The 24,869-nt window shown below is 64.3% G+C and carries 25 protein-coding genes; 13 read left to right on the forward strand and 12 right to left on the reverse strand.

Annotated features, from left to right (window positions below; translation table 11 throughout):
- Positions 1-135 precede the first annotated feature (135 nt).
- The 3 genes from HOY44_RS14075 to HOY44_RS14085 are packed head-to-tail and all read left to right on the forward strand — an operon-like array spanning position 136 to position 912.
- Positions 136-300, forward strand: a complete 165-nt coding sequence (locus tag HOY44_RS14075) for a hypothetical protein (RefSeq protein WP_287435457.1) — start codon at positions 136-138, stop codon at positions 298-300.
- On the forward strand, positions 297-455 hold the full coding sequence (gene hemP / locus HOY44_RS14080) for a hemin uptake protein HemP (RefSeq protein ID WP_008330633.1): 159 nt from the start codon (positions 297-299) through the stop codon (positions 453-455). Before HOY44_RS14075 ends, hemP begins: the two co-directional genes overlap by 4 nt.
- Before the next feature lie 7 nt (positions 456-462).
- On the forward strand, positions 463-912 hold the full coding sequence (locus HOY44_RS14085; RefSeq protein ID WP_287435460.1) for a hypothetical protein: 450 nt from the start codon (positions 463-465) through the stop codon (positions 910-912).
- 28 nt (positions 913-940) lie between these two features.
- Here the strand turns inward: HOY44_RS14085 and HOY44_RS14090 are convergent, their stop codons facing one another.
- The 3 genes from HOY44_RS14090 to HOY44_RS14100 all read right to left on the reverse strand — a co-directional run bounded on the left by HOY44_RS14090 (position 941) and on the right by HOY44_RS14100 (position 3,393).
- Positions 941-1,861 (reverse strand): pirin family protein, encoded by a 921-nt coding sequence (locus HOY44_RS14090; RefSeq protein ID WP_287435462.1) that lies wholly within the window; start codon positions 1,859-1,861, stop codon positions 941-943.
- Positions 1,862-1,973: 112 nt separating this feature from the next.
- The gene (locus tag HOY44_RS14095; protein WP_008330627.1) at positions 1,974-2,714 is read right to left on the reverse strand and encodes a YebC/PmpR family DNA-binding transcriptional regulator; all 741 of its coding nucleotides are present in this window, start codon (positions 2,712-2,714) and stop codon (positions 1,974-1,976) included.
- 235 nt (positions 2,715-2,949) lie between these two features.
- Positions 2,950-3,393: an Lrp/AsnC family transcriptional regulator gene (locus HOY44_RS14100; RefSeq protein ID WP_138423614.1), complete on the reverse strand. Its 444-nt coding sequence runs from the start codon at positions 3,391-3,393 to the stop codon at positions 2,950-2,952.
- 82 nt (positions 3,394-3,475) lie between these two features.
- Here HOY44_RS14100 and HOY44_RS14105 point away from each other — a divergent pair, with 82 nt between their 5' ends.
- The 4 genes from HOY44_RS14105 to HOY44_RS14120 are packed head-to-tail and all read left to right on the forward strand — an operon-like array spanning position 3,476 to position 7,921.
- A complete protein-coding gene (locus tag HOY44_RS14105; RefSeq protein WP_287435465.1) occupies positions 3,476-4,069 on the forward strand; it encodes a LysE family translocator in 594 nt (197 codons plus the stop codon).
- 31 nt (positions 4,070-4,100) lie between these two features.
- A complete protein-coding gene (locus HOY44_RS14110) occupies positions 4,101-5,882 on the forward strand; it encodes an SLC13 family permease (RefSeq protein WP_287435467.1) in 1,782 nt (593 codons plus the stop codon).
- A 6-nt stretch (positions 5,883-5,888) separates the two neighbouring features.
- Positions 5,889-7,061, forward strand: a complete 1,173-nt coding sequence (locus tag HOY44_RS14115) for a hypothetical protein (RefSeq protein WP_287435469.1) — start codon at positions 5,889-5,891, stop codon at positions 7,059-7,061.
- A 59-nt stretch (positions 7,062-7,120) separates the two neighbouring features.
- A complete protein-coding gene (locus HOY44_RS14120; protein ID WP_287435471.1) occupies positions 7,121-7,921 on the forward strand; it encodes a DUF1194 domain-containing protein in 801 nt (266 codons plus the stop codon).
- A gap of 54 nt (positions 7,922-7,975) precedes the next feature.
- Here the strand turns inward: HOY44_RS14120 and scpA are convergent, their stop codons facing one another.
- Positions 7,976-10,102 carry a methylmalonyl-CoA mutase gene (gene scpA / locus HOY44_RS14125; protein WP_287435473.1) on the reverse strand — a complete coding sequence of 709 codons (2,127 nt, stop codon included), beginning with the start codon at positions 10,100-10,102 and terminating at the stop codon, positions 7,976-7,978.
- A gap of 84 nt (positions 10,103-10,186) precedes the next feature.
- On the opposite strand from scpA, the gene HOY44_RS14130 reads away from it, so the two are divergent.
- Positions 10,187-10,627, forward strand: coding sequence for a DUF4174 domain-containing protein (locus tag HOY44_RS14130; protein WP_008330616.1), 441 nt, complete (start codon positions 10,187-10,189; stop codon positions 10,625-10,627).
- 7 nt (positions 10,628-10,634) lie between these two features.
- On the opposite strand, the gene HOY44_RS14135 is transcribed toward HOY44_RS14130, so the two are convergent.
- The 6 genes from HOY44_RS14135 to HOY44_RS14160 all read right to left on the reverse strand — a co-directional run bounded on the left by HOY44_RS14135 (position 10,635) and on the right by HOY44_RS14160 (position 17,589).
- Complete coding sequence (locus HOY44_RS14135) at positions 10,635-12,230, reverse strand: DUF8728 domain-containing protein (protein ID WP_287435476.1); 1,596 nt, start codon at positions 12,228-12,230, stop codon at positions 10,635-10,637.
- Between the two features lie 141 nt (positions 12,231-12,371).
- On the reverse strand, positions 12,372-14,417 hold the full coding sequence (locus tag HOY44_RS14140; RefSeq protein ID WP_287435478.1) for an acetyl-CoA carboxylase biotin carboxylase subunit: 2,046 nt from the start codon (positions 14,415-14,417) through the stop codon (positions 12,372-12,374).
- 294 nt (positions 14,418-14,711) lie between these two features.
- Positions 14,712-15,116 (reverse strand): hypothetical protein, encoded by a 405-nt coding sequence (locus HOY44_RS14145; RefSeq protein ID WP_040885582.1) that lies wholly within the window; start codon positions 15,114-15,116, stop codon positions 14,712-14,714.
- Positions 15,117-15,130: 14 nt separating this feature from the next.
- Positions 15,131-15,535, reverse strand: a complete 405-nt coding sequence (locus tag HOY44_RS14150) for a DUF6497 family protein (RefSeq protein WP_502710698.1) — start codon at positions 15,533-15,535, stop codon at positions 15,131-15,133.
- The gene (locus tag HOY44_RS14155) at positions 15,532-16,050 is read right to left on the reverse strand and encodes an HNH endonuclease (protein WP_287435480.1); all 519 of its coding nucleotides are present in this window, start codon (positions 16,048-16,050) and stop codon (positions 15,532-15,534) included. The genes HOY44_RS14150 and HOY44_RS14155 overlap by 4 nt, the downstream gene beginning before the upstream one ends.
- A gap of 6 nt (positions 16,051-16,056) precedes the next feature.
- A complete protein-coding gene (locus tag HOY44_RS14160) occupies positions 16,057-17,589 on the reverse strand; it encodes an acyl-CoA carboxylase subunit beta (protein WP_008330610.1) in 1,533 nt (510 codons plus the stop codon).
- Positions 17,590-17,850: 261 nt separating this feature from the next.
- Between HOY44_RS14160 and HOY44_RS14165 the strand changes: the two genes are divergently transcribed.
- The 5 genes from HOY44_RS14165 (at position 17,851) to HOY44_RS14185 (ending at position 23,924) form a co-directional block, all read left to right on the forward strand.
- On the forward strand, positions 17,851-19,242 hold the full coding sequence (locus HOY44_RS14165) for a M10 family metallopeptidase C-terminal domain-containing protein (RefSeq protein ID WP_287435483.1): 1,392 nt from the start codon (positions 17,851-17,853) through the stop codon (positions 19,240-19,242).
- Positions 19,243-19,378: 136 nt separating this feature from the next.
- Positions 19,379-20,626, forward strand: coding sequence for a M10 family metallopeptidase (locus HOY44_RS14170; RefSeq protein ID WP_287435485.1), 1,248 nt, complete (start codon positions 19,379-19,381; stop codon positions 20,624-20,626).
- A gap of 97 nt (positions 20,627-20,723) precedes the next feature.
- Positions 20,724-21,944 (forward strand): multidrug effflux MFS transporter, encoded by a 1,221-nt coding sequence (locus tag HOY44_RS14175; protein WP_287435487.1) that lies wholly within the window; start codon positions 20,724-20,726, stop codon positions 21,942-21,944.
- 56 nt (positions 21,945-22,000) lie between these two features.
- The gene (locus HOY44_RS14180; protein ID WP_008330604.1) at positions 22,001-23,392 is read left to right on the forward strand and encodes a helix-turn-helix domain-containing protein; all 1,392 of its coding nucleotides are present in this window, start codon (positions 22,001-22,003) and stop codon (positions 23,390-23,392) included.
- A gap of 61 nt (positions 23,393-23,453) precedes the next feature.
- Positions 23,454-23,924 (forward strand): SRPBCC family protein, encoded by a 471-nt coding sequence (locus HOY44_RS14185; RefSeq protein WP_287435490.1) that lies wholly within the window; start codon positions 23,454-23,456, stop codon positions 23,922-23,924.
- A gap of 52 nt (positions 23,925-23,976) precedes the next feature.
- On the opposite strand, the gene HOY44_RS14190 is transcribed toward HOY44_RS14185, so the two are convergent.
- Entirely contained in the window at positions 23,977-24,219 is a 243-nt protein-coding gene (locus tag HOY44_RS14190) for an HP1242/YdcH family protein (protein WP_008330602.1), read from the reverse strand.
- Between the two features lie 70 nt (positions 24,220-24,289).
- Positions 24,290-24,859: a hemerythrin domain-containing protein gene (locus tag HOY44_RS14195; protein ID WP_008330600.1), complete on the reverse strand. Its 570-nt coding sequence runs from the start codon at positions 24,857-24,859 to the stop codon at positions 24,290-24,292.
- Between the last annotated feature and the right edge of the window lie 10 nt (positions 24,860-24,869).

Below are 24,869 nucleotides of genomic sequence, written 5' to 3' on the forward strand. Positions count from 1 at the left end.
CCGGAAGCGCGACGGGGTGCAAGCGCGAAACCGCGATTGACTAATCCGACTGAATTTGTCAGATTTGACTCGTGATCCCCTCCAGCCACCCGCAACCCTCGTCGGGCCAGCCAGAGGTCAGACCGAGGAAAGATCATGAGAAACGCGCAAGAGGCCCGCTCGACGGGTGTGATCGGTGGGGGTGACGGACACCGCGCCCGCACGGAAATCATGGAACTGCTCGCCGAGGCGGGCCTTGGACAGGGATACGGGTTCGAATGGCTTCTCGACCGCCTGACGACGACGGAGACGAGCCGATGAACGCGATGTCCAACGAAACCCTCCGCGAAGCGCCCTGTCCGCTCCACCGGGCCGAAGAACTGACGCTGGGCGGCCGGACCGCCAAGATCATGCTGGGCGACGCGCTCTACACCCTGCGCATCACCCGCGCGGGCAAGCTCATCCTGACGAAGTGAGGCGCGGATGGACGGGTCGGTGATCCCCCGTGGCGGCGCGGCCGTCGGCCTGCTGGACGAGTTGGGGGCGGTCGAGGCCGGCGCGGTCCTGTGCCTCAGGCTCGTCGGAGGTGCGGCGGATGCGTCGGAGCGACAGGCGTTCGAGGCCGAAACCGGCCCCTACGGCGGGCGCGAGGCGATGTCGGCCATCGGATCGCTTTGCGAGTTGTGCCACCTCTATGGCCGCCGTCCGCTGATGCGCCACCACTTGACCTGCAAATGCCTCGGCGGTGACGAAGCGTGTATCGCGCAGGTGGTGAGTGCCGCGCTCGCAGGCGACCGGGACGATGCGATGCTGCTGGCGACCCTGCTGGTGCGCGCCGATCTGGCGCCGAGCCTCGTCTCGCTTGCAGAACGCGCGGGCGTCGCCCTCAGCCGTCTCGCCGCGACGCCGGTGTCGGCGGGTCGGGTGCACTGACCGGGCGGCTGCGTCCGGGTGAACCGGGTCAGGGCAGCGGCACGAACTCCTCATCGTCGCCCGGCGGCAGGCGGAACTTGTCCTTGGCCCAGGCCCCCGTCGCCCAGGCCATCTTGGCCTCTTCGATCTTGTCCTTCGACGACGAGACGAAGTTCCACCAGATGTGGCGCGGGCCGTTCAGCGTCTCGCCCCCGAGCAGCACGAGCCGCGCACCCTGCGGCCCCGCCGTCAGCGTCATCGCGTCCCCCGGCCGGAACACCATCATGCGCCCGGCCTCATAGACCTCGCCCGCGACCGCGATGCTGCCGGACAGCACATAGGCCCCCCGATCCTCGTGTTCGTCGGGCAAAGGGATCTTCGCCCCGGCCTCGAGCGTCACATCGGCATAGAACATATCGTGGAACGTCGTGACCGGTGCCCGTTCGCCCCAGCCGCGCCCCATGATGAGCCTGAGCGACTTGCCTTCGCCCTCCAGCACCGGAAGCGCGTCTTCGCCATGGTGTTCGAACGAGGAATCGCGATCCTCCTCGTCTTCCGGCAAGGCCACCCATGTCTGAAGCCCGAGCAAGCTCGACGGCGCCGCGCGCGTCTGCGGCGTCGTGCGCTCGGAATGCGCGATACCGCTCCCCGCCACCATCCAGTTCACCGCTCCGGGCCGGATCATCTGCCGGGTGCCGAGCGAGTCGCGATGCTCGAACTCCCCCTTGACGACATAGGTCACGGTGCCGAGCCCGATGTGGGGGTGGGGCTGCACGTCCATCCCTTCGCCGGTGACGAACTCGACCGGGCCGAAATGGTCGAAGAACACGAACGGCCCGACCATGCGGCGCCCGGCGGCCGGCAGGGCGCGGCGCACCTCGAACGGGCCGATGTCACGGCTGCGCGGCACGATCACCGTCTCGATATCGTCCGGCGTCGCGCCGGTGGGCAGGGTGGGATTCCAGCTCATGTCTCTCTCCTCTCGCCTGTTCCCAAAGTGGGGCCGATACGCGAAAGGGAAAAGAAAAACCGGCGCACAGGGGCCGTGCGCCGGTTCGGATGTTCGAAAACGACCCTGACGATCAGAGTTGTTCCATAACCTCATCGGGGGCTTCGAAGTTGGTCGTCACGCGCTGAACGTCGTCGTCGTCCTCAAGCGCGTCGATCAGCTTCATCAGCTTCTGCATCGACTCGAGATCCATCTCGGTCGTGGTCGTCGGCTTCCAGATCAGCTTGGTCGACTCGGATTCACCGAGTTCCGCTTCCAGCGCCGTCGACACCTCGTTCAGATCGGTGTCGGCGCAATAGATGATATGCCCGTCCTCCGAGCTTTCCACATCCATCGCGCCCGCTTCGATCGCGGCCATCATGACGGTATCGGCATCGCCCACCGAAGCCGGATAGACCACTTCGCCCATCCGGTCGAACATGAACCCGACCGATCCGGTCTCGCCCAGGTTCCCGCCGTTCTTCGAAAAGGTCGAGCGCACGGTGGACGCGGTCCGATTGCGGTTGTCGGTCATCGCCTCGACGATCACCGCCACCCCGTTCGGGCCGTATCCCTCGTACCGGATCTCTTCGTAATCGTCGCCTTCACCGGCCTGCGATTTCTTGATCGCGCGGTCGATCACGTCCTTCGGCACCGAGTTCGACTTGGCTTCCTTCACCGCGAGCCTGAGGCGCGGGTTCTTGTCCGGGTCCGGGTCGCCCATCTTGGCGGCCACGGTGATTTCCTTGGCGAGCTTCGAAAAAAGCTTCGAGCGCGCGGCGTCCTGCCGCCCCTTGCGGTGCTGGATATTCGCCCATTTTGAGTGGCCAGCCATGCATGCCTCCATGCGTATTCATTGCGTCGCGCCTCTATATGTCACCACCCCGGTGGCTCGCAAGCCCGCGTCCCTCTTCTTCGTTTCAAGAAAACCTCGGGAGGTCCGGAGGGCTGGCCCTCCGGTCCCGCAGGCGCCACAAGCGCAACGGCCTGGGGGTGGCGACAGGTCGTCACGGGCTTGGCCGAGCGCAGCGAGGCCCGCCGCGACGGGGCGCAGGCCCCGGCGCAATCCCTCAGCCGCGCTCGTCCTTCGGGGTGCCCACGACGACATGGGTGGTCAGCTGCCGCACGCCGTCCAAGGCACTCACCACGTCCGTGTGGATCGCCTTGTAAGCGGCAAGGTCCGCCGCCTCGACCCGCAGCAGGTATTCCGCCGTCCCGGTGATGTTGTGACACTCGGTGATCTCGGGGCAGGCCAGCATGGTGCGTTCGAACCGCTCCAGCGCCTTCTTGGAATGATCCGACAGCCCGACCATCAGGAAGGCCACGAACCCGGTGCCCATCTTGGTGGGGTCGGTCACGGCGCGGTAGCCGCGGATGACGCCGGATTTCTCCATCGCCTGCACGCGGCGCAGGCAGGCCGAGGGCGACAGCCCGACTCGCTCCGCCAGTTGCGTATTGGCGATCCGCCCGTCGCGTTTCAGTTCGCGCAATATTCGATGATCCAGGTGGTCCATCACTCACAATTATTGCAGAAAAACCGCGTTGAAAACACGTATTCGCAATCCCGGCGCGAGTCATTCCTGAAATCATTGCGCCATGACCCACGAACTCCTCATCGCTCTCGTCGGCTTCGCGGCCGTCTCGTCCCTCACACCGGGGCCGAACAACCTGATGCTCATGGCCTCTGGAGCGAACTTCGGGTTTCGGCGCACGCTGCCGCATATGCTGGGCGTCGGGGTCGGGTTCACGGTGATGATCGTGCTCGTCGGCGCGGGTCTCATGGCGCTTTTCGACCGCTGGCCGATCCTGCACGACTTGCTCAAGGTCGTCGCGGTGCTCTACCTCGGCTGGCTCGCGTGGAAGATCGCCCATGCCGCCGCGCCGACACAGGCGGGGCAGGAGGCACGCCCGATGACCTTCCTGCAAGCCGCCGCCTTCCAATGGGCCAACCCGAAAGCCTGGTCGATGGCCCTCACTGCCATCGCCGCATATGCGCCCGAACGCACGCTCATAGCGGTCGTGCTGGTCGCGCTCGTCTTCGGCGCGGTGAATCTGCCTTCGGTGTCGGTCTGGACCGTGCTGGGCGGGCGGGTGCGCCTGTGGCTGACCGACGCGCGGCGGCTGACGGTCTTCAACTGGACCATGGCCACGCTGCTCCTCGTCTCGCTCATCCCGGTGGTTATGGCGTGACCCGCGCCGCCCGAGGCGCTAAGCCTTTGGCATGACTTTGGATCAGATCATTCTCTTCGGGCTGTTCGTCGGCGTCTTCGCACTCCTGCTCTGGGGAAAATTCCGCTACGATATGGTCGCCTTCGGGGCCCTGATCCTCGGCGCGATCATCGGCGTCGTGCCGAAGGACGAGGTTTTTTCCGGCTTCGGCCACCCCGCCACGCTCATCGTCGCGCTGGTCCTGATCGTGTCGGCGGGCCTCGTGCGTTCCGGCGCGGTGTTCCTCATCACCCGCACGCTGGTGGACTCGTCGCGCAAGCTCGGCGCGCATATCGCCGTGATGGGCGCGATCGGCGGCGTGTTGTCGGCTTTCATGAACAACGTCGCCGCGCTCGCACTTCTGATGCCCGTCGACATCCAGACCGCGCGCAAGGCGGGCCGCGCGCCGGGCCTCAGCCTCATGCCGCTCAGCTTTGCGACGATCCTCGGCGGCATGGCCACGCTCATCGGCACCCCGCCCAACATCATCATCGCTTCGATCCGTGATGAAAGCCTGGGCGAGCCGTTTCGGATGTTCGACTTCGCCCCTGTCGGCGCCCTGACCGCGCTGGTCGGCCTCGTCTTCGTCGCCTTCATCGGCTGGCGGCTGATCCCCAAGGCCGAGCAGGGCGGGGCGGCCATCGACCCGATGCAGGATTATTCCGACTACACCGCCGAACTGGTGGTTCCCGACGAGGCCAAGATCGTCGGCAAGCGGGTCGAAGAGATCTACGAGGACGCGGAAAGCAACGACGTCGTGATCCTCGGCCTGATCCGGGACGGCAAACGCAAATACGGCACCCAGCGCACGACCAAGATCGCGGCAGGCGACATTCTGGTGCTCGAGGCGACGCCTGAGGCGCTGGACGAATTCCGCGCCTCCCTGTCCCTCGGCTTCGCCGACACCAAGCGAGAGGAACGGTTGCGCGCGGACGGGGCCGGGCTGTCCAAGATCGAAGTGGTCGTGACCGACGACAGTCGCATCAACGGCAAGACCGCGCAGGCCATCGGTCTGAACTGGCGGCGTCATGCGGTCCTGCTTGGCATCCGCCGCTCGGAAAAGAAATTCCGCTCCAAGATCGCCAAGACCCCGGTGAAAGCCGGCGACATCCTGCTCCTCCTCGTCCCCTCGGGGCAGGAGGCTGCCGTGACCGAGTGGCTGGGCGCGCTCCCACTGGCCGAACGTGGCCTCGCCGTCACGCAGGAGCGCAAGGTCTGGCTCGCCATCGGCATGTTCGCCGTCGCGGTCGCGCTGGCCAGTTTCGGCCTCGTCTATCTGCCCGTCGCGCTGGGCGCGGTCGTGATCGGGTTCGTTCTGACCGGCATCGTGCCGTTGACCGAGGTCTACGATCACGTCGAATGGCCCGTCGTTGTCCTGCTCGGCTCGATGATCCCGCTGGGCGCGGCGCTGGAAGCCTCCGGGGGCACGCAACTCATCGCCAACGGCCTCGTCTCGATCACGAATGGCTTGCCGCCCTGGGCCGTGCTCACGCTTTTGATGGTCGTCACCATGTCGTTGTCGGATGTGCTGAACAACACCGCGACGGCCATCGTCGCGGCCCCTGTGGGCATCCAGATGGCGGCGGCGCTCGACAAGAACCCCGACCCGTTCCTGATGGCCGTGGCGGTGGCGGCGTCCTGCGCCTTCCTCACGCCCATCGGGCACAAGAACAACACGCTGATCCTTGGCCCCGGCGGATATCGCTTCGGCGATTACTGGCGGATGGGCCTGCCGCTTGAGGGTATCGTCGTGGCGACCTCGATTCCGCTCATCCTGATCTTCTGGCCGATGTGACACCCAATGGAATACGCCGATCTCGTCGAAACCATCCTGAAACGCGGCAACCTGACCCTGACGCCCGACGAGGCCGCCGTTCTGGAAACCGCGCCTGACGATTACCTGCCCGCCCGCCGCATCCTCGGCGCGCACGCCTTCAACACCGGCGACACCGCCAAGGCGGTCGAGATCACGCGGGCGGTCTATGAGCTTGAGCCCAATCGCGAAAACGCGTCGAACCTGATTTCGGCGCTCACCCGCGCCAACCTCGTGGACGAGGCGCTTGCGGTCGCGAGTGACGACAGGACGCCGATCCCCGATGTGCTTCGGGCGAGCTATATGTCCGAGTTGAACGGGCGAAAGGGCAATCTGGAAGAGAACAGGCGTTGGTCGATCCGGGCGCTCGAATTGAAAGAGACCGAAGCGCCGGTCCTTGGCGACCGCCCCGCGCCGGTCACGCATCGCTTCGACCCCGAACGACCCGAGCGCAACATCATCGCCTATTCGCTGTGGGGCAATGGCGCGCGGTATCTGGAGGGCGCGGTGCGCAATGCCATCGTCGCGCGCTATGTCTATCCGGGCTGGACGCCCCGCTTCTATATCGACGAGAGCGTGCCGGAAGCGGCACGCAAGGAGCTTCGCGCGAACGGTGCCCAGCTTCGCATGGTGCCCTCGCTGCCCGCGAACCGCTATGGTCTGTTCTGGCGCTTTCTGGTCGAGGACGACCGGGACGTGGATATCTACGTCTGCCGCGATGCCGACAGCGTGCCCACGATCCGCGAACGCGTGGCGGTGCAGGACTGGCTGAACTCCGGTCAGCCGTTCCACGTCATGCGCGATTTCCTGACCCATTCCGAATTGGTCCTCGCGGGCCTCTGGGGGGCGCATCGCGGCAATATTCCCGGCATGGGCAAACGCATCCTCGCCTTCGCCAAGTCGCGTGAAAAGGTGCTGAACTCCCGCGTGGACGACCAGTTGTTCCTCCGGCGCGAGGTCTGGCCGTGGATGCGCGACCGGGTCTTCGTGCAGGACAGCGCCTTCGGCTACGGCGAAAGCGCGCCGTTCAGCCCGGATTACCCGCTGCAGGGGCGGATGCACGTGGGCCAGGACGATTATGCCCACCGCGAAGCCCAGGCACAGCTTCGTGCCGCGAAGGCGGCGGGCTACAGGGTCAGGCGCAAAGACGCGGACGGCTGAAGGTCGGGCCACCACCTTGTGAATAGACAGCGCGGGCCGGCCCCCGCCATGCTGCGGGAATGAAAACGCTCGCCCTGCTCGTCGCCCTGATCCTGTCCGCCTCGCCGCTTCGTGCGCAGCCGATCCTCGTTGATCTGGAACTGGCGCTCATGGTCGACGTGTCGCGGTCGGTCAGCTATCACGAGCTGGAAATCCAGCGGCGCGGCTATGCCGCAGCCCTCCGGTCGGATGCGCTGGCGGATGCGGTGGGGTCGGGCGCGATGGGGCGGATCGCGATCACCTATGTCGAATGGGCGGGCAGTCAGCGCGAGATCGTGCCCTGGACGCTCATCGAATCCCGCGAAGACCTGCACGCCTTCGCCGATGCGCTCACCGTCACCTTCAACCCGACCATGCGCCGGACCTCGATTTCCGAGGCTTTGGCCTACGCGACCGCCGCGATCAATTCGAACGACTACGACGGGATCAGGCGTGTCATCGACGTCTCCGGCGACGGGCCGAACAATCAGGGACGCCATGTGGAAGAGATGCGCGACGCCGCGATTTCGCAGGGCATCGTCATCAACGGCCTGCCGCTTCTCACGCAGGACGGGTTGTGGAGCCTGTGGAGCATCGACGACCTCGACGTCTATTACCGCGATTGCGTGATCGGCGGGCCGGGGGCCTTCGTGGTTCCCGTGCTCGGGTGGGAGGATTTCGCGGACGCCGTGCTGCAAAAACTGGTGATGGAGGTGTTCATCGGGTCGATCCCGCCCACGGAACAGATCATCCCCGTGCAATACAACGAAGGCGAAAGCTATGATTGCCTGATCGGGGAAAAGATGTGGGCGCAGCGGTCACAGGATTGGAACATGCCCTGAACGAAAAGGGCCGGGCGTTGGCCCGGCCCCTTGTTCTGACGTGTCTGATAAATCCTAGGCGCGAGCGGCGCGGACGAGCTTCAGGATATCCTTGGCCGCTTCGGGAATGTTCGTGCCCGGCCCGAAGATCGCCTTCACCCCTGCTTTCTTCAGGAAGTCATAGTCCTGCTGCGGAATGACCCCGCCGCAGATCACGATGATGTCGCCCGCGTCCTGCGCCTTCAGCGCCTCGATCAGCTTGGGGGCGAGCGTCTTGTGACCCGCCGCCTGTGACGAGATGCCGACCACGTGCACGTCGTTGTCCACCGCGTCTTGCGCCGCCTCTTCCGGCGTCTGGAACAGGGGGCCCACGTCCACGTCAAAGCCGATGTCGGCGAACGCGGTCGCGATGACCTTCGCGCCCCGGTCGTGCCCGTCCTGACCCATCTTGACGACGAGCATACGCGGGCGGCGCCCTTCTTCTTCGGCAAAGGCCTCGACGTCCTTCTGGATCGCGGCGAAGCCCTCGTCACCCTCGTAGGCCGCGCCGTAGACACCGGCCAGTGTTTTGACTTCCGCGCGGTGACGGCCGAATTCCTTTTCCATCGCCATCGAGATTTCTCCCACTGTGGCCCGGGCGCGCGCGGCTTCCACCGCGGCTTCGAGCAGGTTGCCGCCTTCCTTGGCGCGGCGGGTGAGTTCATCCAAAGCCGCGTCGCAGGCGGCCTGATCGCGTTCGGCGCGGATACGTTCCAGCGCCTTCACCTGACCCTCGCGCACGCGCACGTTGTCGACGTCCAGAATGTCGATCGGGTCCTCGTGGTCCTTGCGATACTTGTTCACGCCCACGATGACTTCGGTCCCCCGGTCGATGTCGGCCTGACGCCGCGCCGCGGTCTCCTCGATCCTGAGCTTGGGCATACCGGAGGCGACGGCCTTGGTCATGCCGCCCATCTCTTCGATCTCTTCGATCAATTCCCACGCCTTGTCGGCCAGTTCCGCCGTCAGCGCCTCGACATAGTAAGAGCCGGCGAGAGGATCGACCACGTTGGTGATCCCGGTCTCTTCCTGAAGGATAAGCTGCGTGTTGCGCGCGATCCGGGCCGAGAATTCGGTCGGGAGCGCGATGGCTTCGTCCAGCGCATTGGTGTGGAGCGACTGCGTGCCGCCAAGCGCGGCCGACATCGCCTCATAGGCCGTGCGCACCACGTTGTTATAGGGGTCCTGCTCCTGCAAGCTGACGCCCGAAGTCTGGCAGTGGGTGCGCAGCATCTTGGAGCGATCGTTCTTGGCGCCCACTTCGGTCATGATCCGGTGCCACAAGAGCCGCGCGGCGCGAAGCTTGGCGGCCTCCATGAAGAAGTTCATGCCGATGGCGAAGAAGAACGACAGACGGCCCGCGAACTTGTCCACGTCCATCCCGGCGTCCATCGCCGCTTTCACGTATTCCCTGCCGTCGGCCAGCGTGAACGCCAGCTCCTGCACAAGGTTCGCCCCCGCCTCCTGCATGTGGTAGCCGGAGATCGAGATCGAGTTGAACTTGGGCATCTCGTTCGACGTGTATTCGATGATGTCCGAGATGATCCGCATCGAAGGTTCCGGCGGATAGATATAGGTGTTGCGGACCATGAATTCCTTCAGAATGTCGTTCTGAATGGTCCCCGACAGCACCGCCCGGTCATGCCCCTGCTCTTCGCCGGTCACGATGAAGTTGGCGAGGATCGGAATCACAGCGCCGTTCATCGTCATGGACACGGAGACTTGATCGAGCGGGATACCGTCGAACAGGATTTTCATGTCCTCGACACTGTCGATAGCCACGCCCGCCTTGCCGACGTCGCCCACGACGCGTTCATGATCCGAGTCGTAGCCCCGGTGAGTGGCCAGATCGAAGGCGACCGAGACGCCCTGCTGCCCGGCGGCCAGCGCCTTGCGATAAAAGGCGTTGCTCTCTTCCGCGGTCGAGAAACCGGCGTATTGGCGAATGGTCCAGGGCCGTCCGGCGTACATCGTCGCCTTCACGCCACGGGTGAACGGGCCGAAACCGGGGAGGCTGCCCATATGCGGCAGATCCTTCACATCGTCGTGGGTATAGACCGGTTTGACCGTGATCCCCTCGAGGGTTTCCCAGTTCAGATCGTCTACGGCGCGGCCCCGCAATTCCTTTTCGGCCAGCGCTTTCCAGTCGTTCTGGTCGCTCATTGGCTAACTCCTTGCATTGCGCCGGAAATCCGGCTCTTTGTTCGCGTGTCTCCCGCCCCTATATTGAGGGCAGAAGGAGAAGAGATGTTCAGAACCGCTGCCTTGGCCGGGCTCGTGATGCTCGCCGCACCTGTCGCCCATGCTGCCGAAGAGGCACCGGAACTGCCGATCATCGAGGCGGGCGAGCACACGCTGTCCGAATTCAAGTGGGAAGCGCGCCCTTTGGTGATCTTCGCCGACAGTCCAAACGACCCCCGGTATCTGGAACAGCTTGCTTTCATTGCCGACCGGCCCGAGCCGCTGATCGAGCGGGACGTGGTCGTCATCACCGATACGGACCCCGATAACCTGTCGCCGATCCGCAAGGAGCTTCGCCCGCGCGATTTCATGATCGTGCTCATCGGCAAGGACGGGCAGAAATACCTGCGCAAACCCTTCCCGTGGGAGGTGCGCGAACTGACCCGCTCCATCGACAAGATGCCGGTGCGGTTGCAGGAAGTGCAGGACCAGCGGCTGGTGCGGTAACGGCGCATCATGGCTCCATCCCCTCGGCCCAGACGAACCGGCTGTGGGGCAAAAGCGTGGGAATCCACGCCTCAAGCGCACCCGTCAGCATCGCCACGGTATCCGGCGACGTGGCGTAGAACGACACGACATAGCCGCCGAGGAACCCACCCGGCACTGTCAGCTGGAACTCGCCCACCTTGACCCAATCCGCGCCGATCCCGTCTTCGAACCAGTGGTCGTAGACCAGCGCGACGGGCACGTCGTATTTCGCGGTCAGATCGCCCGTCCAGCCCGGCACCGGGGCGGTGGTTCGAATTTCGCGCGCTTCGGCTGAGGCCAGACCCCAAAGGTCCAGCACGTAGTTGTCGTTCTGCCATGCGACATAGCCCAGATCGTTCACGGCCACGTCGGTTTGCAGGTAGTCCTTCACGAAACGCGCCATCTGCCCCTGCTGCGTATGGATCGCGCGGGCCGAGGGCGGCAGTTCGAAGAAATGCATCGGCAGGCGATAGGCCAGCGCGCCGCCAAGGATCAGCGCCGCAACCCCGCCGACGGCCAGCGGTGTCACCGCGCCTTGGGTGGCTCTTGGCAGGAGCACGAGGAACCCGGCGGCGGTCAAGACGAGAATGTAATGCTCATAGCGGTTGAGCCAGCCGATCTGACCGGCCAGCAGATGCGCGGCGGCGGCGGCCCCGATGACCAGCACCAGCGCCCCCCAGCGCGTGCCCTTGAGCGGTGTCGCCCGCCACATCAGGAACGAGGCGAGCGCGAGGACGGCGACGAACATCCCGCCCGGTTCGCGCAGGTTCACAAGGAGGATCGCGAGACGCAACTGGATGAACCCCGGCTCGTCCCCCGGATCGGTCATGCTGAGTTTCGTCTGCACCGACGAGGGCAGGGGGTCGAGGCCTTGCGAGACGAGGAAGCCCATGAACATCAGGATCGGCAGCAGCGTCGCGGCGGCGGTCGCCAGCCCGTTCCGGCGGCTGCCCGTCAGGAACAGCGCACAGGCGGCGATCAGCCCCGGCGCCAGCCCTTCGATGCGGAACGCGGCCCCGAAAAAGGCGCCGACAAGGATCAGCCCAAGCCCGCCATTGTCGGAAAAGTGACGGTAGAGGCCCAGCAGCAGCGCCAAGGTCGCCGCCGCATGTAGGGAATGTTCCATTCCGACGAAGGCGACCATCGGCATCATCACGGCGATGGGGCCAAGCACGGCGGCGGCCAGCCCGAGCCAGCGCCATTCGGCGCGCCCATAGCCCGCCTCGACCAGCAGGCGACCCCAGAGCCATGCGGCAAGGATCAGGCCGACGCCGCTCCAGATCAGGGGCAGGTAGCGGTGAAACTCGGTCCCGGCGAAGGGGACCAGCAGAAAGGGAAACAGCGCGGACGAGCCGGGGGAGGCGGCTTCGCCAAGGTTCACGCCGTATTCGCCCTGCGCGATCACCTCGGCCAGCGCGAGGTGGATATAGGGGTCGTCGAGCGGATAATCGAAAACGCCGCCGGTCAGGGACAGAACGATCCCCTGCATCACGGCGAAGATCAGAACCGCGCTCGCCACCGACAGGGCCGAAAGCGGCCAGCGGCCTGCGGAAAAGGTCTGCCCGTCATCGGTCAGGGTCATGCTCATGCCTCGTGCCATTCGTTTTTGGCGCAAGCTAGCACGGTGCCGGGACGCGGCCAGTGACGGGCGCGGCGAAAACCGTGAGGCGCGGCCAAATGGCCGCACAGGTTCACGGATATGTCACCGCGCCCATCCATAGGATCATTCGAATTCCATGATCACTTCGTCGACCGCCAGACTGTCGCCGGGGCCTGCGTTGATCTTGGTCACGACGGCCTTTTTCTCGGCGCGCAGGATGTTCTCCATCTTCATCGCTTCGATGGTGCACAGCGCCTGACCTTCCTGCACCTCCTGACCCTCTTCCACGTCGATCTTCACGACGAGGCCGGGCATCGGGCAGAGCAGCATCTTCGACGTGTCGGGTGCCACCTTTTCGGGCATCAGAAGCGCAAGCTCGTGGGTGCGCGGGGTGCGCACATGCACGGCCAATTCGGCCCCGCGCGTGCGGATCTTGAAGCCGTTGGTGATCTTGCCGACCTTCAGCACGACCGGCTCGCCGTCCACATCGACATGGGCCAGTTGATCGCCCGGCGTCCAGTCCGACGCGACACGCATCGCGCTGCCATCGTCGAAGTTCACGGTCGACCCCTCGCGGTCCGCGTCGATGGTCACGGGATAGACGGCATCCTGAAGCGACACGACCCAATCGCGGCCCACGGTGCGTTCGTGGTTGTCCATCGTGCCGGAAATGCGCGTGCGCCGGATCTCGGTCACGCGGAACATCGCGGCGCAGGCGGCGGCGATGCGCTTGAGGTGCGCCTCGTCCAGCGTCACGCCTTCGAAGCCTTCGGGGTATTCTTCCGCGATGAAGGCGGTGGTCATGTCGCCCGATACGAATTTCGGGTGATCCATCACGGCAGACAGGAACGGCAGGTTGTGCCCGATCCCCTCGACCTCGAAGCTGTCCAGCGCAACGCGCATCGCTTCGATCGCCTCGGCCCGCGTCGGCGCCCAAGTGCAGAGCTTGGCGATCATCGGATCGTAATACATGCTGATCTCGCCGCCCTCATAGACGCCGGTATCGTTGCGCACGGCGGTCTCGCCGGTCGGCGCGTCGCCCTGCCATTTGCCGTTGGTGACAAGCGGCCCGGCGGCGATTTCCGCGGGCGGGCGGTAGCGGGTGAGACGCCCGATCGAGGGCAGGAAGCCGCGATACGGGTCTTCGGCGTAAAGCCGGTTCTCAATGGCCCAGCCGTCGATGGTCACGTCGTCCTGCGTGATCGTCAGCTTCTCGCCGTTCGCGACCCGGATCATCTGTTCGACCAGATCGACGCCCGTGATGAGCTCCGTCACCGGGTGCTCCACCTGAAGGCGCGTGTTCATTTCGAGGAAGTAGAAATTCTTGTCGCCATCGACGATGAATTCCACGGTGCCGGCGCTCGCATACCCAACGGCCTTGGCCAGCGCGACGGACTGCTCGCCCATCGCCTTGCGGGTGGCTTCGTCAAGGAAGGGCGAGGGGGCCTCTTCCACGACCTTCTGGTTGCGGCGCTGGATCGAGCACTCGCGTTCGTTCAGGTAAATGCCGTTGCCATGCGCGTCGCAGAGCACCTGAATTTCGATGTGGCGCGGCTGCGTGACGAACTTCTCGATGAAAATCCGATCATCGCCAAAGCTGTTCGCGGCCTCGTTCTTGGACGACTGAAAGCCTTCGCGCGCCTCGGTGTCGTTCCACGCGATCCGCATCCCCTTACCGCCGCCCCCGGCGGAGGCCTTGATCATCACCGGATAGCCGATCTCGTTCGAGATTTTCACGGCCTCTTCGGCGTCCTCGATCAGACCCATGTAACCGGGCACGGTCGACACGTTCGCGTCCTGCGCAATCTTTTTCGACGTGATCTTGTCGCCCATCGCCTCGATCGCGCCTTTCGGCGGGCCGATGAAGGCGACGCCGGCGGCTTCGAGCGCCTCGGCGAACTTGGCGTTTTCGGACAGGAAGCCATAACCGGGGTGCACGGCTTCGGCTCCCGACTGCTTGATCGCGTCCATCACCTTGTCGATGACGATATAGGACTGGTTGGCGGGCGGCGGGCCGATGTGGATCGCCTCATCCGCCATCTGCACATGCAGCGCGTGGCGGTCCGCATCCGAATAGATCGCGACCGTCTGGATGCCCATTTTCTTCGCGGTTTTCATCACGCGGCAGGCAATCTCGCCCCGGTTCGCAATCAGGATCTTCTTGAACATCTCCTGTCCCTCTCTCTTACGTCTCGTTGGCGGCGCTGCCGCGGGTATGGGGAAGCGGTCGCTCGACGCCAGAGGGCGGAGCGGCAAAGAAAATCCCGGGTTGGCCAGGGGAGGCCAACCCGGGCAGAAGGGGAAGGGTAACGGTTTGACTAAACCAGGCAGAACACCGGGATAGAGCGTCTGCCATGTGTGTGACGGTGCCAGAGGTTCTCGGGGCCGAACAGCGCGAAACGCGCGCCGCGGCCCGATGCGCCAAACCTTGCGCAAATCCTTGGAGGGGAAGCGAAAAGTTGCTCATTCGTCGTCCCAGCCCTCATCATCGAACGCGTCGTCCTCGAACCCGAAGTCCGCATCGTCGCTGAAGATTTCGGGGAAACTCGCTTCGGCCACGCGCCGGTCGATCCTGAGCATCGCCTCGTAGCTTTTCGGGTCGAACGGGTCTTCGGCGGCCACCACTTCGCGGCCAAAGAGCCACGACAGGCGGCCCGCATCCAGATTTCCGCGCTCGAACGGCTCTTCGCCGAAGTAATCCCACAGCGCGGCCATGAACCCCATGTCGGCGCGTTTGTCGGCATGTTTGCGGTCCGCGAACCGTTCGCGCTTGATAAGCGGGGTCGCGCCCTTCTTGTTCGCGCGGCGCACGGTGAACTGGAAATCCGTGCCCGGCAGACGGCCCGGAAAGCCGCGATGCTTGGTCATGTAGGGCAGGGCCATCAGAACATCTCCCAGATGCAGGTGCCGTCGCGGTAGGAATAAGCTTCGAAAATCTGTGTCACGTCAGGGTCAGGCTCGCCGAATTCCACGGGCCGGTCCGAGATGGAAATGACGATCTGCTTCGGTTGCGGCCCGGTGCTCGCGATCCGCTCCAACGCGAAGAACTCGCACAGATACTGCGTGTCCTCGGTCGCGTCGATCACCCCTTCGGCGTCCTTTCTGCCGTGAAGCTCCGGGTCGAGGAACCGGAACCGGATGGTCAGCCCCGCAGGCCCCGGTTCGCCCCAGATGAAGTCGTGGTAGGTCACGGTAGAGCCGGAGGGAAGCGCGATCTCCTCCTGCGCCACGGCGGGCAGCGCGAGCGAGGCCGCGAACGCGGCAAGTGGCGCAACCTGTCCGATCAAGACGTGATCTCCTTGCCGATTGAATAATTCTTGACGAATGTGCGACCTGCCTCAGTTAGCCAGACCACCATAAGCGATGAATCCAGATCGGTGTTCCTAGCAAATTCACGAAGTGGCTCCGTCCGTACTAGCCCGTCGTCCGCCAATCCCTTTATGTGGAGGAAATCGCTTTGGGGTATTGTTACGTTTGCGTTCGGTTCATCGGCAAAGCCCGCGTCCATAAACATCTGAACAAATCGCATCTCAAAAACCGAATACCTTCCATTCGTGATCGCAAGGTTCCGCTTGTAGTTTCGGACTGCCGATTTCGAAATTTCGCCCTTGGTAACGCGAGCATGGCAGGTTGCGCACAGCACGATCATGTTCTCGAACTCATGCTTTGGTGCCTCTGCCCATGGTTCAATATGCTCCATCTCCAACGCCGAGGTCGCTCTGCATGTTGGTATGGCACACCTGTATCCAGACTCCTCATAGAGCCTTCGCTTGATGTTAATTGGCACTGACGGGCGGGCCATATCGAGTTACAGCGGGATGTTGTCGTGTTTCTTCCAGGGGTTCTGGAGCTTTTTGTTGCGCAACGACGCGAAAGCGCGGCTCACCCGTTTGCGGGTCGAGTGCGGCATGATGACCTCGTCGATGAAGCCCTTCTCGGCGGCGACGAAGGGGTTGGCGAAGCGGTCTTCGTAATCCTTCGTGCGGTGCGCGATCTTGTCCTTGTCGCCCAGTTCCGAGCGATACAGGATCTCGACCGCGCCCTTGGCCCCCATCACCGCGATTTCGGCGGTGGGCCAGGCGTAGTTGAAATCGCCGCGCAGATGCTTGGACGCCATCACGTCATAGGCCCCGCCATAGGCTTTGCGGGTGATGACCGTGACCTTCGGCACCGTCGCCTCGCCGTAAGCAAACAGCAGCTTCGCGCCGTGTTTGATGACGCCGCCGTATTCCTGCCCGGTGCCGGGGAGGAAGCCGGGAACATCCACGAAGGTCAGGATCGGAATTTCGAACGCGTCACAGAAACGGACAAACCGCGCGGCCTTGCGGCTGGAGTCGATGTCGAGGCAGCCCGCCAGCACCATCGGTTGGTTCGCCACCACGCCGACGGTCTGACCCTCGAGCCGGATGAAGCCGGTGATGATGTTCTTCGCGAAATCTTCCTGAATCTCGTAGAAATCGCCTTCGTCCGCGACCTTCAGGATCAGTTCCTTCATGTCGTAGGGCGAGTTCGCGTTGTCCGGCACCAGTGTGTCGAGCGACTGGTCCAGCCGCCCCGGTTCGTCGAAGAACGGGCGCACCGGCGCTTTTTCGCGGTTGTTGAGCGGCAGGAAGTCGACAAGGCGGCGCACTTCGAACAGCGCCTCGACGTCGTTTTCGAACGCGCCGTCCGCGACCGAGGATTTGCGGGTGTGAGTCGACGCGCCGCCCAGTTCCTCCGCCGTCACGACCTCGTTCGTCACGGTCTTCACCACGTCGGGGCCGGTGACGAACATGTAAGAGGTGTCTTTCACCATGAAGATGAAGTCGGTCATCGCGGGCGAATAGACCGCGCCGCCCGCGCAGGGCCCCATGATGACGGAAATCTGCGGCACCACGCCGGAGGCCATGATGTTGCGCTGGAACACGTCCGCATACCCGGCGAGCGAGGCGACGCCTTCCTGAATGCGCGCACCGCCGGAATCGTTCAGACCGATGACGGGCGCGCCGTTCTGAACGGCCATGTCCATGATCTTGCAGATCTTTTCGGCGTGGGTTTCCGACAGCGAGCCGCCGAACACGGTGAAATCTTGCGAAAAGACATAGACGAGGCGGCCGTTGATGGTGCCCCAGCCGGTCACGACCCCGTCGCCCGGATACTGCTGTTCTTCCATGCCGAAGTCGGTGCAGCGGTGCGCCTTGAAGGTGTCGAATTCCTCAAAGCTGCCCTCGTCCAGCAAAAGCTCGACCCGCTCGCGCGCGGTCAGCTTGCCCTTGGCGTGCTGGCTGTCGATCCGCTTCTGACCACCGCCCATGCGCGCGACGTCGCGGCGATCCTCGAGTTGTTGCAGGATGTCTTTCATGGGGCGGCCCTCCTAGATTTTCGCGCAACCTATCCTTATGCCTTCGCTTTCCCAAACGGAATCCGGCGTATTTGCAAAGCTATTGTGACCGTCGTTTTGCGAATTGAATAATTGCAAATATCTTGGCCCGTGGCGGGCCTGCGTCGATCTTCGGCAACTTCCCGCCGGGATGGCGTGAACACGCCTTTGCGATCCGTTGGGGACTGTGGCCCAAAGGCTTTGTGCGATAAACCCCCGACGTTCGATCAACCACAGGACCGCATGCCCACACAAGCCGACATCATTCAGGCGCTCCAATTCCCCGGTCTCTATGCCTTGGGTCCGGTGAACACGACGTCAAGCCCGCGCCGCACCGTGACCTACCAGTTCGAGGTGAGCCAGCCGGGCGACCTCTGGTATCCGTATTCCGGGTGGACGGCCTTTTCGCAGGACGAAAAGTCGGTGGTTCGCTTTCTTCTGGAAACGGTCGAGACCTTCCTCAACGTGGATTTCGTGGAGGTGTCGGGGAATCGCGATCCCGACCTCAATCTCGGCAAGGTGACGATGTTTCCCGGCACCGCCGGATTGGGTGGCCCGCAGTATTCCAGTTCCGGCACCCGGATCACGGCCTTCGACGGCTTCGCGGTCTTCAACAACACCATCGACCTGTCGTCGGGCCGACAGAACCTGATCCTGCACGAAATCGGTCATGCGATGGGCCTCGACCATACGTTCGAAGGGGCGCGGCTCGATCCGGCATACGACAACCTGCACTACAGCCTGATGTCCTATGACGCCGATCCGACCCCCGGCATCGACGCCACGATCCGCATGATGGCCTATGACATGCTGGCGCTTCAGGACATCTGGGGCGCGGCAACCTACAACGACGGGGCCACGAGCTATACCGGACCGCGTCTCGGGGCGGGCACGGTGGACGTGGTCTGGGACAGCGGCGGAACCGACTGGATGGATGCGTCAGCATGGGGCCGCCCGGTCCTTCTGGATCTCGGCGAAGGCATGTTCTCGCGCTGGTTCGGCACCGAGGATATGGTCGTGGCCTTCAACACGGTGATCGAGAACGCGCGCGGCAGCGCCTTTGCCGATACCGTCATCGGGAACGATTACGCCAACCGGCTTTGCGGCGGCGGTGGCGGCGACCTCGTGCGCGGGCGAAAAGGGGCCGACACCGTCTATGGCGATGCCCAGAACGACGAGGTGCGCGGCGGCGCGGGCGACGACATCGTCTATGGCGGCGACGGGAACGATACGGTCAAGGGAACGCCCGGCGATGACCGGGTCTATGGCGAGGCGGGCGACGACCTCGTGCGTGGCGGGCCGGGCAACGACAGCCTGTTCGGCGGCGCCGGGTCCGACGACCTCAGGGGGTGGCGCGGCAACGACCGGCTCGACGGCGGGCCGGGGAACGACAGGTTGCGCGGCGGCGTGGGCGACGACACCTTCGTGTTCAAGCCCGGATACGATGCCGACACCATCACCGATCTGGGCAAAGGCAACGACCGCCTGATCGTCTCCGGCTTCGGAAACGAGGCCGCCGTCATGGCCCTTGCGGTGAAATCCGGCTCGGCCGTGGTGATCGACTTCGGCGGCGGCGACGTGCTGACCATCGAGGGCGTGACCCTGGCGACGGTCGAGACTGCGCTCGACACCTGAGGCGCGGAACCTTTCAAATTTGAATGACATTGCCGGGCCCGGTTTGAGGCCCGCTTAACCCCTTTCGCCTTACCCCGTCGCCACGCGGCGGGCGGCTTCCCCCGGTTCGTCCGCGTCGAACCAGAGGAAGAATTCCATGGCGACACCGGCGAAATCGACGATCCTTCAGGCGCTGCAATACCCGATCTTTCAGAACGCAAACGCCATCAACGGCAACGCGCCGGGCAGCCGACAACAGATCACCTTCGCCTTCAACGACGCCGCCTCGACCTTCAGTTTCCTGAACGCGAGCGGTGCTGTCGCCTTTTCCGGTTTCGAGGCGTGGCAACTGTCCGAAATACTGGCGGTCCGCCGGGCGCTTGCCCATATCGAAACCTTCCTGAACGTCGACTTCGTCGAAGTATCGGCGACGACGAACCCGGACATGGACCTCGCCTTCGCCGAATTGGATGACGGCACGGCCGGGTATGGCGGGTGGAAGGCGGACACTTCGGGCAGCCAGATCACCGCCGTCGACAGCTTCGCCGTTTTCGACAGGGATTTCGATATCGTCACCGACCGCTACGGCGTCGTCCTGCACGAGATCGGTCATGCGCTGGGCCTGCGCCACACGTTCGATTCCGACCTGTTGCCGGATCGGTTCGACACGAACAAATGGTCGCTCATGGCCTATGACCGCCATCCGGGGTCGGGCGTCGCCTCCGATGCGATGGGCGTCTTCGACATGCTGGCCTTGCAGGACATCTGGGGTGCGGCGCGCTATGCCGATGACGACACCACATATGTCGGCTCGCGCACCGCCACGACCGACACGATCTGGGACACGGGCGGCACCGACACGTTCGACGCGACCGGCACACCCCACCGGGTGAAGCTCGACCTGCGCGAAGGCGCGTATTCGCGGTTCGGCCCGGCCTATGAGGATGTCGTCGTCGCCTTCGGCACAGTGATCGAAAACTCGCGCGGCGGGGCGGGCAACGACCGGCTTGCGGGCAATCCGGCCTCCAACCGGATCGAGGGCAATCAGGGCGACGACATGCTGAACGGCAAGCAGGGCGACGACATTCTGCTCGCCGGGGACGGGGACGACCGTCTACGTGGTGGCAAGGGCGCCGACTGGATCAACGGGGGGCCGAGCGACGACATCCTGCGCGGCGGCCCCGGTGCCGATACCTTCGTGTTCAACGGTGGCCGTGACGAGATCCGGGATTTTCAGGACGATTTCGACCGCATCAAGGTGCAGGGTTTCGGATCGGTCGCGGATATTCTGTCCGACACGGATCAGCGCGGCGCGGACATCTGGATCGATCTGGGCGGCGGCCATAGTCTGCTTGTGCATGACGCCACGCGCGCGGACCTGATGGACGGTGATCTTTTCGTCTAGTCCATTGTGCAGGAATGCAGAGCCGGGGCGCGTCTTTCCGCGTTCTGACGCACCGTTTCACCTCGACAGGGGTGAAACGCCACCGTAACCCTCTCGCATGAGCAGTGCGCCCGAAGTCAGATTTCTCGACCCTTCGACGCCCCCCCACATTCTGACGCTGACGCTGATGACGGGGCTGGCCGCGTTGTCGATGAACGTGTTCCTGCCGTCGCTCCCCGACATGGCGGAGTATTTCGAGACCGACTACCGCGTCATGCAGCTTTCGGTCGCCGTCTACCTTGCGATGAACGCGGTGCTTCAGATCATCCTCGGCCCGGTGTCCGACAGGCTCGGCCGTCGCCCGGTTCTGATGGCCAGCTTCACCGTCTATGTCGTCGCCACCGTCGGGTGCATCTTCGCGCCCACCACCGGCATATTCCTCGCGTTTCGGATCATGCAGGCCTTCGTGGTCACGGGGCTGGTCCTCAGCCGGGCCGTGATCCGGGACATGGTGCCGGCCGACAAGGCGGCCTCGATGATCGCCTATGTCACGATGGGCATGTCGCTGGTTCCTATGGCCGCGCCCGCCATCGGCGGTATCATGGGGCAGGCCTTCGGATGGCAGTCGACGTTCTGGCTTCAGGCCGTTCTCGGTGTCGCGATCATCTGGCTGATGAGCCGCGACCTTGGCGAAACCCATCCGCGCGGCGAGGGCACTTTGCGCGACCAGTTGCGCGCCTATCCGGAACTGCTGCGCTCGCCTCGGTTCTGGGGCTACAGCGCCGCCGCGATGTTTTCCTCCGGCGCCTTCTTCGCCTATCTCGGGGGTGCGCCCTTCGTCGGGAACGAGTTGTTCTCGATCGAGGCGGGGATGCTCGGCCTCCTCCTTGGGATGCCCGCGGTCGGATACCTCTTCGGCAATTACATCGCCGGGCGGTATTCACCCAAATTCGGCATCAACGCGATGATCCTGGCGGGCGCCATCACGGTGGTGGCCGGCCTGTCGGTCGTCCTTTTGGCCCTGTTCCTCGACCTCGCGACGCCGTGGTTCTTCTTCGGCATGATGAGTTTCGTGGGCCTCGGAAACGGCATGGCCTTGCCCAATGCCAACAGCGGCCTGCTGTCGGTCCGCCCGGAACTGGCCGGCAGCGCCTCGGGATTGGGCGGGGCGATGATGATCGGCGGCGGCGCGGCCATCTCGGCGTTCGTCGGCACACGGCTGACCCATGAAAGCGGCCCTGACCCTCTGGTGTGGCTCATGCTCGCCTCGTCGGTCTTCGCGGTTCTGTCGGTCGTCGTGGTGATCCGCCGCGAAAAAAAGCTGGCCCTGTCCGCCTGAGCCTTGCCGCGCGCTTTTGCAAAGCGTAACGCTTTTCTTTGCAAAGGGAGGGCGAGATGGCGACACAAAAGCTCTATGCAGGCGTCAAACTGCGTGAGACGCGCACGCGGCTGGGCCTGACTCAAAAGGCGTTCGCGGAAAAGCTGGGCGTCAGCCTGCCGTATCTCAACCAGATGGAAAACAACAACCGCCCCGTGTCGACGGGCGTGGTGCTGGCGCTCGCGCAGGAATTCGGCTTCGACGTGGCCGAACTCTCGACGGGCGACGCCGAACGGCTGGTCACCGACATGCGCGAGGCGCTGGCCGACCCGGTGTTCGCCGATGCGGCGCCCCCCATCGCGGACCTGCGCCTCGTGGCCTCGAACGCCCCCGCGCTGGCCCGCGCGTTCCTCGAAATCCACCGTGCTTATCGGCAGGGGCACGAACGCCTCGCCTCGCTCGACGAAGCCCTCGGGCGCGAAGGTGGAACCGTGCAGGCGAGCCCGTGGGAAGAGGTCCGCGACTTCTTTCACTACTGCGACAACTACATCGACGCGGTCGACCGAGCGGCCGAGCATTTCGTCCGCGACGCCGCACCCGAAGCGGCGGCCGAGGCCTATCTCGCCCGGCGCGGCGTGTCGGTGGTGCTGTCGGACACCGACCGAATCCGCGGCTACGACGCCGCAGCCGGTGTCCTGACGCTCTCGGCGCTCGCCTCGCCCGCGACACGCCGCTTTCAACTCCTGCACCAGATCGCGCTCATCGCGCAGAACGACCTGCTGGAAGCGACGCTCGATTTCGCCCGGTTCCAGTCGGACGAGGCGCGCGCCATCGCCAAGATCGGCCTCGCCAATTATTTCGCTGGGGCCGCGCTCTTGCCCTATGCCCGGTTTCTGGAGGCCGCGCAGGCGACCCGCCATGACCTCGAAAGGCTCGCCGATCTGTTCGGCGCATCCATTGAACAGGTGGCGCACCGCCTGTCCACGCTGCAACGGCCCGGTGCCAAGGGCATCCCGTTCTTCTTTGTGCGCGTCGATCAGGCCGGGACGATCACCAAGCGCCACTCCGCCACCCGACTGCAATTCGCGCGGTTCGGCGGGGCCTGCCCGCTGTGGAACGTGCACCGGGCGTTCGAGACGCCGGGGCGGTTCCTGCGTCAACTGGCCGAGACGCCCGATGGCGTGCGCTACATCTCGCTCGCGCGCGACGTGTCGAAGTCGGGCGGCAGTTTTCAGGCCCCGATCCGGCGCTATGCGATCAGCCTCGGGTGCGAGGTGAAACACGCCGGATCGCTCGTCTACGCCGACGATCTGGACGTGACCAACGCCACCGCCTTCGAACCGATCGGCATTTCCTGCCGCATCTGCGAACGGCCCGACTGCCACCAACGTTCGGTCCCGCCGCTGGAGCGGAAACTGCGCGTCGACCCAGATCTTCGCGGCACCCTGCCATACGAGATCGCGCGGTAAGGCGGCTTTACCCCCCGTCGCCCGCCCTCTAGTTTCGGGGCAACGAACAGGGAGCGACATCATGGAAATGTCTGGAAGCCGCACGATCGCGGCAGACCGCGAAACCGTCTGGACCCACCTCAACTCCGCCGAGACGCTCAAGGCCTGCATTCCGGGATGCGAGGAGCTGACCGGAACGCCCGACGAAGGGTTTCAGGCCGTGGTGAAGCAGAAAGTCGGCCCGGTGAAGGCTACCTTCAAGGGCGAGGTGACGCTGGAGGATGTGAACGCGCCCGAAAGCTACCGGATCGTGGGCGAGGGCAAGGGCGGGGTCGCAGGCTTTGCCAAGGGCGGCGCGCACGTGACGTTGGCCGAGGTCGAAGGCGGCACGGAGCTGAGTTACGAGGTCGACGCCAAGGTCGGCGGCAAGCTGGCCCAGCTTGGCAGCCGCATCGTCAACGGGTTCGCGAAGAAGATGGTCGACAGCTTCTTCGACCGCTTCAGCCAGATCGTCGAAGAGGGCAAGTCGCCCGACGAGGTCGAAGCCGAATAAAAAACCCCGGCACGGTGGCCGGGGTTCGTTCGTTCATCTGAACCGATCCCGATTAGGCGGGCGCGGTCAGCATCCGGTAAAGTTCGTCCTTCAGGCGCGAGCGTTCCTTGCGCATGTCCTCTTCCGCGAACTGATCGGTCGGCTCGACATTGGTCTCGGCGCGATGGATCGCGCGATTGATGTCATGATACGCGTCGTGAAGTTTCGCGAAATGCGGGTCCGAGGTCTTGAGCGCCGTGATCTTTTCGGCGTGCTCCGGGAATTCCTCGTGAAGTTCGTGCGGCGTATGGGCCATGTCTGTCTCCTGTCAGCGTGTGGACCGAGACTAGGCCGCTATGTGGTCACTCACTTTGACCCGGATCAAGTCAGTGAAAATTGTCGCCGTAGTTCAGGATGAGCGGAACGACGACATCCTCTTCATCGGTCAGGTGCCGGTCGAGGAAGCTCTGAAAATCGCTCTGAACCCCATGAAGCTTGCCCGCCGGATCGCGCGCGTCCTCGCCGTTCTGAAGCGGGCGCAGCACCGCGTTCGTGGCATCCGCCAGCGCGTTCATGTGATGGGCGAGGGCATGGTGATCGGCGTCGAGCACGTCGAAGGCGCGGGCCACGCGGGCGTCCAGTGCGACCATTTGGGGGAAATAATGATGATCCTCGATATTATGGTGCCCATGCAGACCTTCGAGGAAAAAGCCGGTGTAACGCGAGGTCGCCGCGCCGAACCGCATCGGGTCTTCTTTCGCGTCCAGATACGCCTGCGTCAGGCCCAGAAGCTCTGTCTGGACCGAGCGGAACTTGCCGTGCATCTGAAGCCAAAAGGCGGTGAGGCCCGAGAAATTCGGGTGCCCCTGCCACATCTCGCGGGGGTAATCGTCAAGCAGCACCTTGAGCTCGGGCGGCAGCCCATCGCGGGCGTCGAGGGACAGATCGTCGGTCATGTTCCCTAGC

This window comes from Maritimibacter sp., assembly GCF_016774595.1.
In the GTDB taxonomy this organism is placed as follows: Bacteria; Pseudomonadota; Alphaproteobacteria; order Rhodobacterales; family Rhodobacteraceae; genus Maritimibacter; species Maritimibacter alkaliphilus.

Coding starts and splice junctions, on each gene's coding strand:
- HOY44_RS14185 (WP_287435490.1), top strand. CDS start 23,454: ATGGAAATGTCTGGAAGCCGCACGATCGCGGCAGACCGCGAAACCGTC.
- HOY44_RS14165 (WP_287435483.1), top strand. CDS start 17,851: ATGCCCACACAAGCCGACATCATTCAGGCGCTCCAATTCCCCGGTCTC.
- HOY44_RS14130 (WP_008330616.1), top strand. CDS start 10,187: ATGTTCAGAACCGCTGCCTTGGCCGGGCTCGTGATGCTCGCCGCACCT.
- HOY44_RS14075 (WP_287435457.1), top strand. CDS start 136: ATGAGAAACGCGCAAGAGGCCCGCTCGACGGGTGTGATCGGTGGGGGT.
- hemP (WP_008330633.1), top strand. CDS start 297: ATGAACGCGATGTCCAACGAAACCCTCCGCGAAGCGCCCTGTCCGCTC.
- scpA (WP_287435473.1), bottom strand. CDS start 10,102: ATGAGCGACCAGAACGACTGGAAAGCGCTGGCCGAAAAGGAATTGCGG.
- HOY44_RS14110 (WP_287435467.1), top strand. CDS start 4,101: ATGACTTTGGATCAGATCATTCTCTTCGGGCTGTTCGTCGGCGTCTTC.
- HOY44_RS14095 (WP_008330627.1), bottom strand. CDS start 2,714: ATGGCTGGCCACTCAAAATGGGCGAATATCCAGCACCGCAAGGGGCGG.
- HOY44_RS14190 (WP_008330602.1), bottom strand. CDS start 24,219: ATGGCCCATACGCCGCACGAACTTCACGAGGAATTCCCGGAGCACGCC.
- HOY44_RS14195 (WP_008330600.1), bottom strand. CDS start 24,859: ATGACCGACGATCTGTCCCTCGACGCCCGCGATGGGCTGCCGCCCGAG.
- HOY44_RS14170 (WP_287435485.1), top strand. CDS start 19,379: ATGGCGACACCGGCGAAATCGACGATCCTTCAGGCGCTGCAATACCCG.
- HOY44_RS14100 (WP_138423614.1), bottom strand. CDS start 3,393: ATGGACCACCTGGATCATCGAATATTGCGCGAACTGAAACGCGACGGG.
- HOY44_RS14105 (WP_287435465.1), top strand. CDS start 3,476: ATGACCCACGAACTCCTCATCGCTCTCGTCGGCTTCGCGGCCGTCTCG.
- HOY44_RS14085 (WP_287435460.1), top strand. CDS start 463: ATGGACGGGTCGGTGATCCCCCGTGGCGGCGCGGCCGTCGGCCTGCTG.
- HOY44_RS14120 (WP_287435471.1), top strand. CDS start 7,121: ATGAAAACGCTCGCCCTGCTCGTCGCCCTGATCCTGTCCGCCTCGCCG.
- HOY44_RS14135 (WP_287435476.1), bottom strand. CDS start 12,230: ATGACCCTGACCGATGACGGGCAGACCTTTTCCGCAGGCCGCTGGCCG.
- HOY44_RS14155 (WP_287435480.1), bottom strand. CDS start 16,050: ATGGCCCGCCCGTCAGTGCCAATTAACATCAAGCGAAGGCTCTATGAG.
- HOY44_RS14115 (WP_287435469.1), top strand. CDS start 5,889: ATGGAATACGCCGATCTCGTCGAAACCATCCTGAAACGCGGCAACCTG.
- HOY44_RS14160 (WP_008330610.1), bottom strand. CDS start 17,589: ATGAAAGACATCCTGCAACAACTCGAGGATCGCCGCGACGTCGCGCGC.
- HOY44_RS14180 (WP_008330604.1), top strand. CDS start 22,001: ATGGCGACACAAAAGCTCTATGCAGGCGTCAAACTGCGTGAGACGCGC.
- HOY44_RS14090 (WP_287435462.1), bottom strand. CDS start 1,861: ATGAGCTGGAATCCCACCCTGCCCACCGGCGCGACGCCGGACGATATC.
- HOY44_RS14140 (WP_287435478.1), bottom strand. CDS start 14,417: ATGTTCAAGAAGATCCTGATTGCGAACCGGGGCGAGATTGCCTGCCGC.
- HOY44_RS14145 (WP_040885582.1), bottom strand. CDS start 15,116: ATGACCAAGCATCGCGGCTTTCCGGGCCGTCTGCCGGGCACGGATTTC.
- HOY44_RS14175 (WP_287435487.1), top strand. CDS start 20,724: ATGAGCAGTGCGCCCGAAGTCAGATTTCTCGACCCTTCGACGCCCCCC.